The organism is Microbulbifer variabilis, from assembly GCF_052467165.1.
In genome coordinates, this window is the sequence record NZ_CP174301.1 from 184,659 (window position 1) to 200,801 (window position 16,143).

General features: G+C 52.6%; 15 protein-coding genes. 9 read left to right on the forward strand and 6 right to left on the reverse strand.

Annotated features, from left to right (window positions below):
- Positions 1-67: 67 nt before the first annotated feature.
- Positions 68-745 (reverse strand): RNA pyrophosphohydrolase, encoded by a 678-nt coding sequence (locus ACJJIP_RS00850; protein WP_020414264.1) that lies wholly within the window; start codon positions 743-745, stop codon positions 68-70.
- Positions 746-913: 168 nt separating this feature from the next.
- Between ACJJIP_RS00850 and ACJJIP_RS00855 the strand changes: the two genes are divergently transcribed.
- Both ACJJIP_RS00855 and ACJJIP_RS00860 read left to right on the forward strand, forming a co-directional pair.
- Positions 914-1,579: a histidinol-phosphatase gene (locus ACJJIP_RS00855; RefSeq protein ID WP_020414265.1), complete on the forward strand. Its 666-nt coding sequence runs from the start codon at positions 914-916 to the stop codon at positions 1,577-1,579.
- 47 nt (positions 1,580-1,626) lie between these two features.
- Positions 1,627-2,805 carry an imelysin family protein gene (locus ACJJIP_RS00860; RefSeq protein WP_444946033.1) on the forward strand — a complete coding sequence of 393 codons (1,179 nt, stop codon included), beginning with the start codon at positions 1,627-1,629 and terminating at the stop codon, positions 2,803-2,805.
- A 56-nt stretch (positions 2,806-2,861) separates the two neighbouring features.
- Here ACJJIP_RS00860 and mepK read toward each other — a convergent pair whose 3' ends face one another.
- From mepK to ACJJIP_RS00885, 5 genes are all read right to left on the reverse strand, one after another.
- On the reverse strand, positions 2,862-3,395 hold the full coding sequence (mepK, locus tag ACJJIP_RS00865; protein WP_444946034.1) for a peptidoglycan L,D-endopeptidase MepK: 534 nt from the start codon (positions 3,393-3,395) through the stop codon (positions 2,862-2,864).
- A 1,069-nt stretch (positions 3,396-4,464) separates the two neighbouring features.
- The gene (locus ACJJIP_RS00870) at positions 4,465-5,643 is read right to left on the reverse strand and encodes a L,D-transpeptidase family protein (protein WP_020414268.1); all 1,179 of its coding nucleotides are present in this window, start codon (positions 5,641-5,643) and stop codon (positions 4,465-4,467) included.
- 27 nt (positions 5,644-5,670) lie between these two features.
- On the reverse strand, positions 5,671-6,927 hold the full coding sequence (locus ACJJIP_RS00875; RefSeq protein WP_020414269.1) for a L,D-transpeptidase family protein: 1,257 nt from the start codon (positions 6,925-6,927) through the stop codon (positions 5,671-5,673).
- Between the two features lie 179 nt (positions 6,928-7,106).
- Positions 7,107-9,074 carry a L,D-transpeptidase family protein gene (locus tag ACJJIP_RS00880; protein WP_282952253.1) on the reverse strand — a complete coding sequence of 656 codons (1,968 nt, stop codon included), beginning with the start codon at positions 9,072-9,074 and terminating at the stop codon, positions 7,107-7,109.
- A gap of 426 nt (positions 9,075-9,500) precedes the next feature.
- Positions 9,501-10,337, reverse strand: coding sequence for an NRDE family protein (locus ACJJIP_RS00885; RefSeq protein WP_444946035.1), 837 nt, complete (start codon positions 10,335-10,337; stop codon positions 9,501-9,503).
- Between the two features lie 95 nt (positions 10,338-10,432).
- Here ACJJIP_RS00885 and lgt point away from each other — a divergent pair, with 95 nt between their 5' ends.
- From lgt to ACJJIP_RS00920, 7 genes are all read left to right on the forward strand, one after another.
- Positions 10,433-11,284, forward strand: a complete 852-nt coding sequence (lgt, locus tag ACJJIP_RS00890) for a prolipoprotein diacylglyceryl transferase (protein ID WP_444946036.1) — start codon at positions 10,433-10,435, stop codon at positions 11,282-11,284.
- A 6-nt stretch (positions 11,285-11,290) separates the two neighbouring features.
- Positions 11,291-12,124, forward strand: coding sequence for a thymidylate synthase (locus tag ACJJIP_RS00895; protein WP_444902532.1), 834 nt, complete (start codon positions 11,291-11,293; stop codon positions 12,122-12,124).
- A gap of 10 nt (positions 12,125-12,134) precedes the next feature.
- A complete protein-coding gene (locus ACJJIP_RS00900) occupies positions 12,135-12,644 on the forward strand; it encodes a dihydrofolate reductase (protein WP_444946037.1) in 510 nt (169 codons plus the stop codon).
- A gap of 287 nt (positions 12,645-12,931) precedes the next feature.
- On the forward strand, positions 12,932-13,714 hold the full coding sequence (locus ACJJIP_RS00905; RefSeq protein WP_020414275.1) for a DUF3450 domain-containing protein: 783 nt from the start codon (positions 12,932-12,934) through the stop codon (positions 13,712-13,714).
- A complete protein-coding gene (locus tag ACJJIP_RS00910) occupies positions 13,711-15,081 on the forward strand; it encodes a MotA/TolQ/ExbB proton channel family protein (RefSeq protein WP_282952256.1) in 1,371 nt (456 codons plus the stop codon). The genes ACJJIP_RS00905 and ACJJIP_RS00910 overlap by 4 nt, the downstream gene beginning before the upstream one ends.
- A 14-nt stretch (positions 15,082-15,095) precedes the next feature.
- Complete coding sequence (locus tag ACJJIP_RS00915) at positions 15,096-15,623, forward strand: MotA/TolQ/ExbB proton channel family protein (RefSeq protein WP_282952257.1); 528 nt, start codon at positions 15,096-15,098, stop codon at positions 15,621-15,623.
- Positions 15,624-15,738: 115 nt separating this feature from the next.
- On the forward strand, positions 15,739-16,140 hold the full coding sequence (locus tag ACJJIP_RS00920) for an ExbD/TolR family protein (protein ID WP_282952258.1): 402 nt from the start codon (positions 15,739-15,741) through the stop codon (positions 16,138-16,140).
- Positions 16,141-16,143: the final 3 nt, after the last annotated feature.

A 16,143-nucleotide genomic window follows, 5' to 3' on the forward strand; every position in this document is an offset into this window, starting at 1 on the left:
ATTTATAGGCCCAGGGCTAACCTGGGGCCAGAGGAGGTGCGGAGCCGCACCAGGAGCAGGTTTCGGGTCACTCACCCTTGTCGCGCAGCCAGCGTCTTTCCAGCTGAAGCTGTTGGGGGGCCAGCTCGGTCAAAGCACGACGGTAAACCTCGCGCTTGAAAGTGACTACTTTACTCAGTGGATGCCAATAATTCACCCAGCGCCAGTGGTCGAATTCAGGTTTGTAGCCATTATCGAAGCTGATAGAGGACTCCTGCGCTTCCAGCTTCAGCAAAAACCACTTTTGTTTTTGCCCTATACACAGTGGCTCAGAGCGTCGACGAATCAGTCGCTGAGGCAGGCGATATCTCAGCCAGCCACGAGTACAGGCAATCAGACTGACTTGATCGCGAGTAAGGCCAATTTCCTCGTACAGTTCCCTATATAGCGCCTGTTCTGGGGTTTCGCCTGGGTTTATACCTCCCTGGGGAAATTGCCAGGCGTCCTTGCCACCTACCCGCCTAGCCCACAGTGCCTGACCGCGGACATTCAGCACAATGATACCGACATTGGGGCGGAAACCCTCGGTATCTATATTGCTGCTGTTTTCGCTACCCTGGCCCCGGTTGCGGTTGTTGGCTGCGGGGTTATCGGTGCGATTTGACTGTTTGGCGGGCCTACGGCGGTTTCTTCGCCCGGCTTGTGCCGGCTTGCCGTCGCCCAAAATACCGTCCTCAATACTGTTGTGTGTTGCCGTGCGCAGCACTTACTTGTCCCGCATTGTTCCACAGAGGTGGGTTTACAGCAATTCAGTGACGTAGTCCGTGTGATACGGGCAAGTGCGAGGTAAAATTGACTGCCGCTACGTTGATGGTGGCCTAACCATGGCGGTGAAATACCCTTTGGGAATCTATAGTTTACGGGGGAGCTGGCGGTGCATCTGGCAATATTTGATCTCGATAATACATTGATCGGTGGAGACAGTGATCACGCCTGGGGCGAGTTCCTTGTGGATCGGGAGCATGTGGATAGTGAGCGCTATCGCTCCACCAATGACCGCTTCTACCAGGATTATCAACGTGGTGATCTGGATATTTTTGCCTATCTGGAATTCGCTTTGGAACCATTGTCGCAGATTTCACGCGGTCAACTGGAAAACCTGCAGAGCGAATTTATGCAGGAAGTGGTCAGTGAGTTGTGGTTGCCTGCGGCGCAGGAGTTGATCGGCGAACATCGCCGCAAAGGGCATCACATTATGATTATCACAGCCACTAATCGTTTTGTGGTAGAGCCCATTGCCGCGCGTCTGGGAGTAGACACGTTGTTGGCTACAGAGCCCGAAGAATTAGAGGGCCGGTTTACTGGGCGGGTTGTCGGAGAGCCCTGTTACCAGGCCGGCAAGGTGCTGCGCCTGCGCCAATGGCTGGCGCATAACCCAGAGTTTGAAAGCAGGGAGAAATGGTTTTATAGCGATTCCATTAATGACCTGCCCCTATTGGCCGAAGTGGAGCACCCGGTGGCTGTAGATCCCGACGCGCGTCTGCGTGTAGAGGCAGAAGCGCGCGGTTGGCCAGTCATCAGCTTGCGGGAGAGCCGCTGAATTGCGTAGCCAAGATCTTTGCGGTGATGGGAATAATGAGGAATTGAGTGAACGGACATAGCATTCGGTATCTGGTTGTGGTGCTCTTGCTCGGTGGCTTGGCGCTTACATTGGGATGTGAGAAGGAGCCCGTGGAACCGCCCAAGACTCTTCGGGATGTGGCGTCGCAACAGATCAGTGAACAGGCGGCCTCAGACCTTTCTCTGGCAATTTGGCAGGCGGGACAGGCCCAGGTACTCCACACGCATGCATCAGTGGAAACTTTACAGCGCGCAGTTAAAGCTCTACTGGCAAATCCCAGTGAGGACCAGCTTGAAGAGGCCAGGCTCTCCTGGCTGGATGCACACCGGGAGTTTGCGGCAACCCTTCCCTATATACAGTTGGCGTTTTCCCCGGTGGATTTGCGTAGCCAGGGGCGCAAGTTGATGCTGGCATTGGACAGTTGGCCAGCCCAGGCTGGCTACCTGGATACGGTGCCAGGGTATTCAGACAGCGGCATTGTCAATGACACTGCAATCGAGCTGACCCTGGCTAATTTACGTAAGCAACACAGGCTTACCGCCCATGAGGAAGCCAGTACGGGGTTCCATGCCTTGGAAGTCATGCTTTGGGGGCCCACGGGAGAGCGCACTGCAGAGGACTTTATCCCCGATAGTAACGGTGAGAAACCTGAGGCGCTGGCGGTGAATCGTCGCCGCGAACTGACCCGGCTGATTGCCAAGGGTATGGAAGAGGATATGGCCGGTCTCGCGCGCCGTTGGCCGACTTCAGCCAATAATTTGTCGCGTGAGTATCTGTCTCTGGGGCCTGTGGCACGGCTACAGCAAATTCGTGCTGCGCATACTCAGGTAATTGATGAACAAGTATTACGGCGCCTTCCCGAGGGCTCAGAGAGTGACGTGGAAAGTGGTCGGGCTGCGGATTCTAAGCAGGCTCTGTTGGGCATCATGGCGACTTTACAGTCCAACTGGATACCTACCGGTGGTGGCGGCATGGCGGAAGTATTGCTTGACCGTCATCAGGTCAGTGCATTGGAAGAGACTTTTTCGGATTTTGAGGCCTTGTTGCTGAAGATGGAGGATCCGTTTGAGCTGGCTGAGCCGGGGCAATTGGTGCAGGCGCGTAAACTGCTTGAACGTATGGCGGGTTTGATGGCAGGAACAACCCAGGTTCCCTTATCGGAAAAGGATGTTATGCCGGTATCCCTGCCTACGATAGGGAACTGATCAAAATAAAACCCCGGCAATGGCCGGGGTTTTTGATTTGGAGTACTTTCTCAGTCTTACCAGCGACGTACAGGGCCAGTATCTACATGGACGAAGTTACTTTTCGGATAGTAGCCAACACCGCCTGCTTTTAGAGCCAGTGCCGCCTGTCGCAGTTTTGACAGTGAGACGCCCGGCATGCGGATATCCAGGGCCATACCACGAGTGTGGTAACTGCGCTTGGCAACTCCGCGGCCTGCAGCACGCAACTTGGCGTTGGTTTTGGCCGATCGGTATCCCGAGATAATCTCGATGGTACCTGTGTAATTGAACTTTTCCTTCAGCTTATACACGATATCCAACAGTTTCGGGTCCATTCGAGTCACTTCGTTGGCTCGGTGGTCGCGCAGCAATTTGTTGAATTGTTTCAAGCCATTGCTGCTGTAGTCTCCGTTAGCCCAGTAGGCGGCCTCCAGCTTCTCCCCTGTGTGCAGGTTGCGCATCTTCAGGGTGCGGGAGCTACCTACTTTAGCGAAAGTCGGTCCGGCGCTGACCGCCGCCGCAGTTGCGCAGGTCACTGCCAGGAATCGACGTCTGGATGGATTCTTCATAATTCCGCCTCGTCGTTAATTCTCTTCGGAGCGCGTCGGATAGCGCATCCGGGTACGGCGGAAAATGTACAAAAAATAACCAGTTGTTACAAATTTGCAGCTGCTAATTCGGAAATAATCATACCCCTATGCTGGTAAATTTTTTCTCTTATGCTACCGGCGGGTGGAAATTTTCCAGAAATAACTCAAGGATACCTGTTAGTAATGAGACAGCGTTGTCATTTTGTTGCCAACGTTAAAAAAACATTTTTCTGCGACTGTTAGGTTCCATAGGGCTGGGAAAGTGATAGAAAAGTGGGGCTCGGACACGGTAAGAGGTCTATTACCTGCTCTTTTGAGAGCTATTCAAATATACGAAGAGTGCTGCTGGTAGGTTGTTAGAAAGCCCTATGTAGCATGGGAGAAAGTCCACCTCTATCTATTACCCCTTCCCCTTTGAATGTATGTACATGTATATACAACATTGAGGGTATGATTCCTACATATCCTTCAGATAGATACCTTATCTCGATGTGATGGTTGTGGATAAGAGTGCGCCTGATTGGTGTCAGTAAAAGTTCTGCAGGATGCTTCATATTTTTATTAAATAAGAATGTTGGCCACAGTACTCCTTTTTTAATTCTTGCAAAGCTATAGAATTCTGCGATCTCGGTTACCCATTGCTATAAATCTTAGCTGGGGTTTGTGGCTAAAGTTGCCTTTGCGACCTTCTTTTTTCAGTACTTAAAAACTACCGTAGGCTGCAGCCGTTTTTACAGTTTTGAGAATTGTAACTCTATCAGTATTCAATGTGTGTTGGACTTTTTAGTCGAAATAGAGCCTTTAGCTAAACAACCAGAAAGAAAATCAAGTTGTTCAATTCCATATCTTAGCGCTATGGGGCTTTTGAATCTGATTTTTTAAGAATTGAGATTTTTCCTAAAGATACCGTAAAAGCGCTGTGCTTCTTTCATTACAAAAACGTTTAGCCCAGATAACTAAAATTTTGTTCGCGTTTATTTCACTATTTTTTTAGGTTTTAAAGCGTAGATCATTTTCAGGTTGTCAAAAATCGGACTCACTTGTGGAGCTAGTTCAGAGGGGCCTGATGTTTATCGCGGTGATAAATATCCTGACGGAACTGTGGGCGCCCATGGGTATCTATCCAGGCTGTCATATAGACAATAAAAAGCCGTGGGGCGGGCTTGATCGGAACATTGAGGACCTCACTGCCGGTTGTGGCCTGGGCAACGCGAGTTCTGTCCCATCCCTGAGACTCAAGAAGTGAGTAAGCTAACTCTTCCGGCTGCTGGAGCCGTACACACCCGTGGCTGAATGCTCGCTGTTGTTCTGAAAATAGGCTCTGGGCCTGAGTATCGTGTAGAAAGATTGCCTGCTTATTGGGAATAACAAATTTTACTTTGCCGAGGGTGTTGTCAGGACCGCTCACCTGACGCAAGGTGGCGTGGCCACCGGCTGCACGGGCGAGGCTTTCATCGGTAATTGGTGATGTGGCTCCGCTACGATATTGAACTACTCGGTAGCCACGACGGTGCATGGCGGCGGGGTTGTGCCGCGCCTTGGGGAGGAGTTCGGTAATCAGAATGCTTCGCGGCACTGTCCAGGTGGGATTGAAGACGACACTGGTAATACGGCTGTGCATGTTCGGCGTACGGGTGCTACTTTTGCCAACCACTGTTTTCATGTCCAGCTTAACCTGACCATTCTCGACCAACTGCAATCGGTAGCTGGGAATATTGACCAATATATAGCGGCCATCCTCGGGAAGGGATAGTTGGTCCCAGCGATCCGCATTCAGGGTCATTTGCCTAGCTCGCTCAACGGGGGAAACTGACAGGGCGGAGAGAGTTTCATTATCGGCAACCCCGGTGGCGGGAAGTCCGTGGCGGCGCTGAAAATTTTCAAGGGCTGACTGTAGGGCGCTGTCGAAGCGCAAGTGATCCTTCTGAGGGGCTGACGCAGGTCCCGGTTGCCCGCGATAGTCTCCATATAGTTCAAGCAATTTGCGCAATTGCAGCACGCGTAAGTCTTTATCCCCTGCCTGAAGAGGGCCCCCTTCATTAATAGGCCGCCAGCGTTTGGCAATCTCCCGATAATGGTTGGCTTCAGAGCGCAGTTGATTACTGATATTGACTGGGTTTAGAGCCACAGATTCCTTAGTTGCCATGGCAATGTGTATTGGCGTCGCAGAGGCGATAGCCAAACTGAGTAAGGCTGCTAGGCCTAGATGGCGGGGAATCTTGACCATAAATAACTCCCGTGGTGATACTTGTGCTTAACCACGGTTTGTCCCCGCACCGGCTTTATCACGTTGGTAAATATCCGGTCGGAACTGTAGCTGTCCATGCTCATCCACCCAGGCAGTCCAATAGGCGATATAGACCGGAAGAGGATTTTTCAGTTGTACGCCATGGGTGCGGCTACTCATCAGTGCCCGGTCTATGCGCGCCCTATTCCAGCGATTTTGTTGAGCCAGCATCATGCGGGCAAACTTCAGCGGTTTTTCCAGACGAATGCAGCCATGACTGAAAGCGCGTTGGTTTTTTTTGAAAAGGTGCTTGCTGTTTGTATCGTGCAGGAAAATTGCCTGGCGATTGGGTATAACAAACTTGACCCGTCCCAGTGCATTGCCCGGTCCACCTTTTTGCTGCAGCGTTACTTTTCCTCGGCGAACGCCAGCGACATTACCTCTGGTAAAGGGAACAGCCCTGCCGCGGTGGTTGACCAGCCGGTAGCCCTTGGCGCTCAGGGCCGAGCTGCCTTTTGGCAAAAGTTCTTTCAGCGCGATACTCGGCGGCACACGCCACACTGGATTGAATTCCAGGCGGGTCATACGCGTGGCAATCAGTGGAGTCTTGTGCTTCGGTTTGCCCACTACCACTTTCATACGAAACTGCTCTCGATCACCGTCGATCAGGCGGAGGCTGAATTCCGGGATATTAACAACGATATAGCGTGGCCCCAGGTCTTTGGGCAGTTGTTCCCAGCGCTGAAGATTGGCGCTCAGGATTTGTGCCAGTTTGGCAGGATTGGTATTGAGACGACTGCGAGTGCGTTCGTCCACAAGTCCATCGGCTTTCAGGCCGTGGCGTCTTTGAAACCGGCGTACTGCCTGCTGCAGGGGCTTATCGTAGACATCAGCTTCCAGGCTGCCTTTTTCGGTAGTTTCAGCAAAGTCTTCTGGCCGGTAATCGCCATACAGCATCAACAGGCTGCGGAGCTGCGCGACCCTAGGGCTGCGGCTTCCGGGAGTTATAGGTTGCCCTTTAGATAGGGGCTTCCACTGTTCCCCCTCCGCTAAGGCGCTGTAGCGCGCCAGCTCCTCGCTTAGCAAGGCATATTGACGGCCGTAAGGGGAAAAAGGATCACTGCCAGAAACGCCCTCAATCGAATCATCTTTTTTGGCGTTTCCTGGCGCGGCGACTGCTATCGACTGCTCAAAGCCCAGTGCAACAGCCAATATTATTGCGCAACCGCACCACATCGGTTTTCGTGCAACACGCAAACGAGAAGGGAAAAAGCCAACACCCATAAGTCACCCCTGTAAGCAAAGAAGGATCACCGGAAATGATCACTCTGCTCACAGTGGTAACTTGTGACCGTGAAACTCTAAATAATTATGGGGAATGGATGCTGCTGGTACTCACAGGAAAAGGTATATAGGTATTACTTTCACGAGGCTAAGGGCGGCCCTGGGGCCGCCCCGATAACTTAGAACTGGTTATCACTGAGTCCGTCCTTGTCGTAGATATCAGGGCGGAAGTTCAGCCTGCCCTGGCCATCCACCCAGGCGGTCCAATAAGTGATATACACCTTGACCAGTTGCCTCAGGTCTACTTCGGTGGTTTCCTCGCCGACGGTTAGCTTGTCTATACGCCAATGATCCCATTCGCCCTGTGGACGCAATAACGCCTCAGCCAAGTGGCGTGGCTTCTCCAACCGGATACAGCCGTGGCTATAGTCCCGGTCGGTCAGCGAGAATAATTTGCGCGCGCGCGTATCGTGCAGATAGACATCGTGTTTATTGGGGATTTCAAATTTCACCCGGCCGAGCATATTCTCCTCCCCACCCATCTGGCGCATCAGGTAGGAACCCGCACCTGCCGCCGAGAGATTCTGGGATGTGAGCGGTAGATACTCCCCTCTACCACTAACCACCCGATAGCCCATGTTTTCCATGCCGGTGGGGTTCTTGCGCGCTTTGGGCAGGATCTCATTCACCAGGATACTGCGTGGTACAGTCCAGGTGGGATTGAACACTACTTTACTAACCCTCGTAGTAATTTCAGGCGTTGCATGTTTTTTCTTACCCACAACTACATTCATGGCCAGCTTTACCTGGTTGTTCTCCACGTATTGGAGACGGTAAGCGGGAATGTTGACCTGGATAAAGCGCTCCCCAAGATTGGCCGGCAACTCCTCCCTGCGGAGAATATTCATCTCAACAATTTTTGCCCGAGCAGTAGGGGAGAGGTTGAGCCGTTTGCGCGTGCCGCGGCCCACAATTCCATCGGGTTTAAGGCCATGGCGCTTTTGGAAACGCAGCACTGCCTCGTGCAGTCCGCGGTCGAATCGGTTGGGGTCGACGCCCCCATAACTGTAGCGACTGGAATAGTCACCGTATAGGGAGAGCATATCCCGCAGGTGGCTCACATGGGGGTGGCGTGCTCCCATAGTCATAACAGGTCCTGGAGGAATGGGACGCCAGCGCCCGCTAGCAGAGATTTTGCGCAGCCGTTCAAGCTCATTTCTCAAGGCATATGCATCACTACCGTAGGGTTTATTCTCCTCGAAGTAGGGCCCCTCGCTATTTTCCGTGCGCGGGACCGCCTCGCTTCCCCGACCATTGGCATTACGGCCTTGATTGTAATATACGCGGCTGCCATTACTCCCGGCTCCAGAGCCATTTACATTGTTATCTCGGTAAGAGCTGTGTCGTGAGCGGTTGTAGCTGCGATTGGCGCTTGATGAGCTGGAATAATTGCGATCGCGGTCAGTTTCGTAATCGCGTGAGTAATGGCGGCTGCGTGGGGTGCTGCCGATAATGCGCGCTCGGTTGTAGCCGCGAAAATGTTTGCGCCCACGATGTTCATTGGTCTCTCGCTGGCTGGGTTGTATCAGAGCAACCATGCGAAATCCCTGGTCATCACGGAACACAGGAGTGATACCGCGACGCGGTCGACTCTTGGGGCTTAGCCGGTCCAGTTGGGTGTCCTGGGCATAGGAGACAAACGCGTCGGTGAGCAGGATATCGAGAACTGCGGCCATCTGCAGTCGCTGGGGGGTGTCTCTCAAAGTGCGGTCGAAATAACCAAGATGGTAGCGGTAATCCACCATGCTGCTGGGATTGCCTGAGCTGGCTGCTGTGAGTTGCTTCAACAGATCGTTGGCGCTTTCACTCAGGTTGTAGTTATCGAACCACAGTAGACGGTAATCCGTGCGCTGGTAAATTCTGCGCACCGCGGCAGGGTTGAATATAGGATCCTGGGCTGGCCAAGCGTCAGGGTTTTCTTCCAGCCAGTGAACCAAGTGAGGTCGTACGGCGTTTTCAGGCAATACCGGCACCGTTTCTTGGTTCGCGGCAAAGGCATAATAGAGAATAGAGACACAAAGAGTGCCCAGGGTTAGTAGGGGCAGAATGGATTTTCGTTTGCGGAGCTCAGGGTTGAAATAAGACATGGTACCTCAGCGATACTGCAGGGGCCCGGGGTTGTCTTGCGGATAATACCGGGCGCCAGATCGTTCATACCTTCCCAACCTGTGGCGAGCCCATCCAGAAACATTTTGGTGTTCAGCGTTGACTCGCACTTGTCATGCGTCCCGCGCGACATCCTCTTATTTAGACCACAATTGGCGCCGCACTTGCGCGAATATCAACCAATTTCAGTCTGTGAAAGTAAGTATGGCAACAAATGAGGAATTTGCTTGGCGTTTGCTTCTTCTTAGATTAAGTGTGAAAGAAAAAAGCGACAATCTAGCTGTATCAACCATGCACATTTATTCTTTTTGGCGGAAATAATTCCATTAGTGGGTGGGTGCTTGTACGATTAGATACGGCTAATCAAATGTGAAAAGTGGGCTAAGTCACAGTTTTTCATGGGGTTTTTATGGCTCTGGAGGAGCGAGGCAAAAGTGACGCAAGGGTCCCTGCGGCTCACCATTTTCAAAGGTCTGTTCCCATAACTGGCTGGCGCCATTTCGATTAAAAGCGACTACGGTGCTGGCGCGAGTACCGTAACCTCCAGTCAAGTTATCTGTTTTGGTGCCGGCTGGCAGAAGTTTTTCCCTATGGTTTATCTGTACGAATATTGACGACAGGGCTCGTTCAAGGGAAAGGCCAACACCCGTTTTGGGAAGGTTTGCGTCCGCAGCTCTTTGTCTGTCTTGAAGCAAGCTGAGGGCTGGCTCTACGAAATTATGGCCGGAAATTGGGCCCTTGATATTTTGTACAATCCGTTCTAAACCGGCCTTTCCCTTTTCGACCTTGGGCCAGGGGGCATCTGGTGCTCCGTTGGAAATTCCGTGAACCCCTGCCGTAAATAAAAATGGAGTGTGGCGATTGCCGGCACAGGTGAGGGGGTGTTCTGCTCTCAGGTCAAATAGCAGCGCATTAAAGCCGCGGTAGCGAGGCCCTTGAAGGGTCCTGGCAAATTGCTCTGGTGTACTCATGCCAGTCAAAAAATTAACCGGAATTTCCCCTCTGGAAAACGCATTGTCAGGTTCGGGTGTGCCGGGTTCGCGGATATTAGTGACTGCGGCGACACGGCCGGGGGATATGCCTGCCCAGGTGCCGCCAGCTTCCAAATCCCGCCCGGCTACCAAGCTTCCCGTGTTCCACTGCGCTGCTGGGGCGGTAGGACGAGCGTAGAATTCATCTCGATTGGCGATCAACAGGAGTGGGTACTCGGGGTGGCAGCGATAGGCAAACAGTAGTAGGCACATAGCGGCTTCCTGGGCGGTGGGGAAGGGCGCGCCCCTTTCGCTACGGGGCGCTTTGCGACCATAATACGCGCTTAACAAACAATCTCGATTCCCCCATGCTGACTTACCCTGAAATAGACCCGGTGGCCATCGCTATTGGCCCATTAAAAGTGCACTGGTATGGCTTGATGTACCTGTTCGGCTTTATCGCAGCCTGGTGGTTGGCACTGCGTCGCAGCACCAAACCATGGTCTCCGGTAATTAAATCAGAAGTCGAAGACTTAATTCTTTACTGTGCAATAGGCGTAGTTGTTGGCGGGCGACTCGGTTATATGTTCTTCTACAACCTGCCGCAATTGATTGAGAATCCGCTTTCGCTGCTTAAAGTGTGGGAGGGCGGTATGAGCTTCCACGGAGGCCTGGTGGGAGTGATGCTGGCTACCGTTCTATACGCCCGTAAAATTGGTACAACCTTCCCCGTGCTAATCGACTTTGTGGCTCCCTTGGTGCCTATTGGCTTGGGACTGGGCCGGATGGGCAACTTTATCGGCCAGGAACTCTGGGGCCGGCCGACTGAAGGCCCCTGGGGCATGGTATTTCCCCGCGATCCTGAGCTGCTGTCCAGGCACCCCTCCCAGCTTTACCAGGCATTTCTTGAAGGGCTTGTGCTCTTTGCTGTGCTCTGGTGGTTTTCCAGTAAACCGCGTCCACGCCTTGCCGTAGGCGGTATGTTTGTTCTGCTTTACGGCATATTCCGCTTCCTCGTGGAATTTGTGCGGGAACCGGATGGTCATATCGGTTTCGATCTTTTTGGCTGGATGACCCGTGGCCAGCTTCTGAGCCTGCCGATGATTTTGGCCGGTATCGCTCTGCTGGTGTGGAGTTACCGAACCCAGCCTCTACCAGAGGGGCGTGTTGGTAAAAATGGCAATAAGCGGACGCGTTCCCAAGTTAATGGCGGAGCATAGCAATAGATGAAGCAGTACCTCGATCTAATGCGCCATGTGCGCGATCACGGCACGGAAAAAGGTGACCGTACAGGCACCGGCACCTTAAGCGTTTTTGGGTATCAGATGCGCTGTGACCTCGCGGAGGGGTTTCCGCTAATTACCACGAAAAAGTGCCATTTACGCTCGATCATCCACGAACTCCTTTGGTTCTTGCGGGGGGATACCAATATCCGTTACCTGCAGGAAAATAGGGTAAGAATCTGGGATGAGTGGGCCGCAGAAGATGGTGACCTGGGTCCGGTATACGGCCATCAGTGGCGCTCCTGGCCGACACCGGATGGCCGCCAAATCGACCAGATTGAACAGCTGGTACACCAATTAAAAACCCGTCCCGATTCCCGGCGCCTGATTGTCAGTGCCTGGAACCCGGCAGATCTTCCCGATGAGGGGATTTCCCCGGCAGATAATGCCCGTGAGGGGCGTATGGCGCTCGCTCCCTGCCACGCGCTGTTTCAGTTTTACGTGGCTGAGGGTAAGTTGTCCTGCCAGCTGTATCAGCGCAGCGCGGATATCTTCCTCGGAGTCCCCTTTAATATTGCTTCCTACAGCCTGCTAACCCTGATGCTGGCACAGGTTTGTGGCCTTAAGCCGGGCGAGTTCATTCATACTTTTGGTGATGCTCATCTCTACTCCAATCACCTGGAGCAGGTTGAGCTGCAATTGCAGCGTGAGCCTCTGCCGCTACCAAAGATGCAACTAAACCCCGATGTGGAAGATCTGTTCGCCTTCCGCTTTGAAGATTTCGAGCTGCAAAACTATGAGGCTCATCCGCATATACCGGCACCGGTCGCGGTTTAAGGGGAGAGGTATGGATACATCTATCGCCCTGATTGCGGCTATAGCGCGCAATGGTGCTATCGGTAAAAACAATGAGCTCCCCTGGCGTATTTCAGGTGATCTGCAGTTCTTTAAGCGCACGACTATGGGCAAACCTGTAGTGATGGGGCGCAAAACCTATGAGTCTATCGGCCGACCTCTACCGGGTCGCGTCAATATCGTGATCACCCGCAATCGTGATTGGGCAGCTGAAGGTGTCGAAGTGGTGGACTCTCTGGAGTCCGCCCTGGACCTTGCCGGTGAGCGGGCCTCACTGGCAGGTGCGGCTGAATTGATGGTGATCGGTGGGGCGCAGGTCTACCGCCAGGCCCTACCAATGGCAGCGCGACTCTATATCACCGAGGTGGATGCCGATGTGGAAGGGGACGCCTTCTTCCCAGAGATTGACGACTCATGGGTCGAAGTGGTGCGGGAGTGTTACCCTGCTTCAGACAAGAATGAGTACAACTACGCATTAGTTCAGTACGACAGATTTAAATAAAAACAATTTGATTAAAAGTTGATCAATCTGTTAAATTCTGCGACAGCCTACACAAGGAACACCGCCGCCAATGTGTGCAAGTGACCCGGTTTTGTTACCCGGTTGTTACCTTGCTACCCATGCGGGCCGATGCTGACAATCGGCATTTGAATAATCAAATCGGCTGTTTACAATGTGCGGCTCTTAGCTGTCTTCTAACCAATGTTTTTAAAACAAAAGGACACCGCGTTGTGGCAGCTAACTCATCGCGACCATGTTGTGAAATATTGAACCCACTGGGGGGTCTAATGAAAACCAAGCGATTCATGGCTGTGGCGCTGACCACTGCGCTGTCTGCCGGCGCGCTCTACGGCAGCGTAGCCACTGCGGATACTCTCGATAACGTACTCGCCGTCGGCCAGCAGAAAACCACTGCGGCCCAGGCATCGCAAAAGCGCATCGACAAGATTGCCGAAGAAACTAGCAGCCTGCTGCAGGACTTCAAGGTGGTCAATAAAGAAATCGATGGTCTGCGCGTATACAACCGTCAGCTGGAAAAGCAGCTGGCCAACCAGCTCCAGGTTATCAATGAGCTGGATGCATCTATTGCCAACGTTACTGTCATTGAACGTCAAATCCAGCCGCTGATCCTGCGCATGCTGGAAGGTCTGGAGCAGTTCATCGAATTGGATGCCCCGTTCAAACTGGACGAGCGCATGGCAAACCTCGAAGGTGTAAAGAACAATATGGACCGTTCCGATATTACTGTTGCGGAGAAATTCCGTCAGGTATTGGAGCTGTACAACTTCGAAGCGGAGTACGCGCGTAAGATTGACACTTACGGTGATTCCCTGAACGTAAATGGCCAGGAGCGCGAAGTAAACGTGCTGCAGATCGGCCGTATCGCTCTGCTGGCTCAGACTACCGATTCCGAGATCTCTCTTGCCTACGATAAAGGCCAGAAAGCCTGGGTTGAAATCGATGCTGGCGAATATCGCCGCGCCCTCATGAATGGCCTGAAGATCGCCAAGAAGCAGGCCACTATCGACATCATGACCATGCCGATCCCGGCTCCGGAGGCAGCGCAATGAAATCCTCTATTGCCAAACGCGTATTAGTTGCAGCAGCGGCTGGCCTGATCAGCTTCTCTGCTGTTGCCCAAGAGAAAGCAGCTTCCCTCGACGATCTGCTGAAAATGGTTCAACAATCCAAAATTGCTGAATCCAAAGAGCACAAACAGCGTGAAGCTGATTTCCGTCGCCAGAAAGCTAATCAGCAATCTCTGCTGAACAAGGCCAAAGACACTCGCACGGCGGAAGAAAAGCGCTCTGCCGAGCTGGAAAAGAAATACCAGGAACAGGAAGTTGCTGTTGACCAGAAGCGCCAGCAGCTGGACGAGCGTCTGGGCTCCCTGAAAGAGCTATTCGGCCATATGTCCTCTACTGCAGCAGACCTGAGAGCGAATGTTGGCTCTTCTCTGGTATCTGCCCAGTATCCTGGCCGTACCGAGTTTATTGATGGCCTGCTGGCAAAGATGAACAGCGCTACTCAGCTGCCCACTATCGAAGAGATCGAACGCCTGTGGTTTGAGATTCAGCGTGAGACCGTGGAGTCTGGCAAGGTTGTTAAGTTCAACGCAACTGTGATCAAGCCTAGCGGAGAACAGGCTCAGCAGGAAGTTGTGCGTGTTGGTAACTTCAACCTGGTTTCCAACGGCAAGTACCTGGAGATGAATAAAGCCTACAAAATGGCTGAGTTGATCCGTCAGCCGGATGCCAAGTTCCAGGGTATGGCAGAAAGCCTGCAGGCCTCCACAGCTGGCTTCAGTGCATTTGGTGTTGACCCGACTGGTCCTACCGGTGGTTCCTACCTGAAAGCCATGATCAACAGCCCGGATATTGTTGAGCGTTGGCACCAGGGTGACATCGTAGGTTATATCATCACTGCAGTTGGTGTATTTGCGATGCTGCTGGCCATTTTCCGCCTGATTGTTCTGACCGGTGTTAGTGCCAAGGTAAGTGCTCAGTTGCGTTCAGCTACCCCTAATACGAATAACCCACTGGGCCGTGTACTGGCAGTAGCTGAAGAAAACAAAGGTGTCGACGGCGAGACTCTAGAGCTGAAGATGGAAGAAGCCGTTCTGAAAGAGCGCCCAGCAATTGAATCCGGTCTCAACCTGTTGAAGATTATTGCAATGGTAGCTCCGCTGCTGGGTCTGCTGGGTACCGTTACCGGCATGATCATTACCTTCCAGGCGATTACTATCTTCGGTGCTGGTGATCCTAAAGCTATGGCTGGTGGTATCTCTTCTGCATTGATTACCACCGTTCTCGGTCTGTGTGTTGCTATCCCGACTGTATTGATGCACACCATCGTTAACGGCCGCGCCAAGCGTATTCTGCATATTCTGGAAGAGCAGAGTGCCGGTATCGTGGCGGAAAACGCCGAGCGTAAATAAGAGGAGGCGGCAACATGCACGCATTAATCGACGCATGGGCCGCCGTCAACGCCTTTATGGCGTCGGGCGGGCCAGTACTGTTCCTGATCGCCGGCCTGACCTTCTTTATGTGGACGCTGATTTTTGAGCGGGTCTTTTACTTCAACAAAGCGTTGAAGGTTGATGTTCAAGGTGTGGTTGACCAATGGGAGGGACGCGGTGAGCGCAAATCCTGGGGGGCCCACCAGATCCGCTACGCGATGATCTCCCGGGTATCCGAGAAAATTCAGGACAATATGGATATGATCCAGGCTTGTGTTGCCCTTGCGCCCTTGTTCGGGCTGCTGGGTACGGTCTGGGGCATGATCAATGTGTTCGATGTTCTCGCGATTACTGGTGGTGGTGACGCCAAGCAGATGGCCAGTGGTGTATCCATGGCAACTATCCCGACAATGGCGGGAATGGTTGCGGCCCTCTCAGGTGTATTTGCCAACACTTACCTTGCCCGGAAAGCAGAGCGTGAGACTCAGCTGCTGGAAGACCATCTGACGATGGACCACTAAGCACACATAAGCGAATAGGCGAGCTTATTTGCTGTGAAGGTTTAGCCAACCAGATATTTTCACCGAGGGTGCTCCCTTGGAGCCCCTCGCGGGAAAGTTCGCTAAGAGAGTTGCTATGAGCAAAAGACAAAATACGGCAGAAGAAGAAGCGGGTGCTATCGACCTCACGCCCATGCTGGACGTGGTGTTCATCATGCTGATCTTCTTTATCGTCACCGCGACTTTTATTAAAGAACCGGGTGCTGATGTTGTGAAGCCGGATGCGACAACCGCTGAACTCAAGGCCGCCTCTATTCTGGTAGCGATCAACGATAGTGATGAGATCTGGATTGCCAAAGATAAGGTTGATGAGCGCCAGGTGAGAATTGTCCTGGAGCGCCTCTACTCGGAAAACCCAAAAGGGTGGTTGGTAATTCAGCCCGATAAGGAAGCGAGTATTGAGAAGATTGCCCTGATTGCGGAAGCTGCCAGGAAAATTGGCATCAAGAAAGTTTCGGTCGCGACAGAAAAGAGTTAACAG

Bases quoted from the DNA above. Each gene is read 5' to 3' on its own strand.
- ACJJIP_RS00915 (WP_282952257.1), top strand. From the start codon at position 15,096: ATGCACGCATTAATCGACGCATGGGCCGCCGTCAACGCCTTTATGGCG.
- ACJJIP_RS00910 (WP_282952256.1), top strand. From the start codon at position 13,711: ATGAAATCCTCTATTGCCAAACGCGTATTAGTTGCAGCAGCGGCTGGC.
- ACJJIP_RS00900 (WP_444946037.1), top strand. From the start codon at position 12,135: ATGGATACATCTATCGCCCTGATTGCGGCTATAGCGCGCAATGGTGCT.
- ACJJIP_RS00895 (WP_444902532.1), top strand. From the start codon at position 11,291: ATGAAGCAGTACCTCGATCTAATGCGCCATGTGCGCGATCACGGCACG.
- ACJJIP_RS00870 (WP_020414268.1), bottom strand. From the start codon at position 5,643: ATGGTCAAGATTCCCCGCCATCTAGGCCTAGCAGCCTTACTCAGTTTG.
- ACJJIP_RS00905 (WP_020414275.1), top strand. From the start codon at position 12,932: ATGAAAACCAAGCGATTCATGGCTGTGGCGCTGACCACTGCGCTGTCT.
- ACJJIP_RS00880 (WP_282952253.1), bottom strand. From the start codon at position 9,074: ATGTCTTATTTCAACCCTGAGCTCCGCAAACGAAAATCCATTCTGCCC.
- ACJJIP_RS00885 (WP_444946035.1), bottom strand. From the start codon at position 10,337: ATGTGCCTACTACTGTTTGCCTATCGCTGCCACCCCGAGTACCCACTC.
- mepK (WP_444946034.1), bottom strand. From the start codon at position 3,395: ATGAAGAATCCATCCAGACGTCGATTCCTGGCAGTGACCTGCGCAACT.
- ACJJIP_RS00920 (WP_282952258.1), top strand. From the start codon at position 15,739: ATGAGCAAAAGACAAAATACGGCAGAAGAAGAAGCGGGTGCTATCGAC.
- ACJJIP_RS00875 (WP_020414269.1), bottom strand. From the start codon at position 6,927: ATGGGTGTTGGCTTTTTCCCTTCTCGTTTGCGTGTTGCACGAAAACCG.
- lgt (WP_444946036.1), top strand. From the start codon at position 10,433: ATGCTGACTTACCCTGAAATAGACCCGGTGGCCATCGCTATTGGCCCA.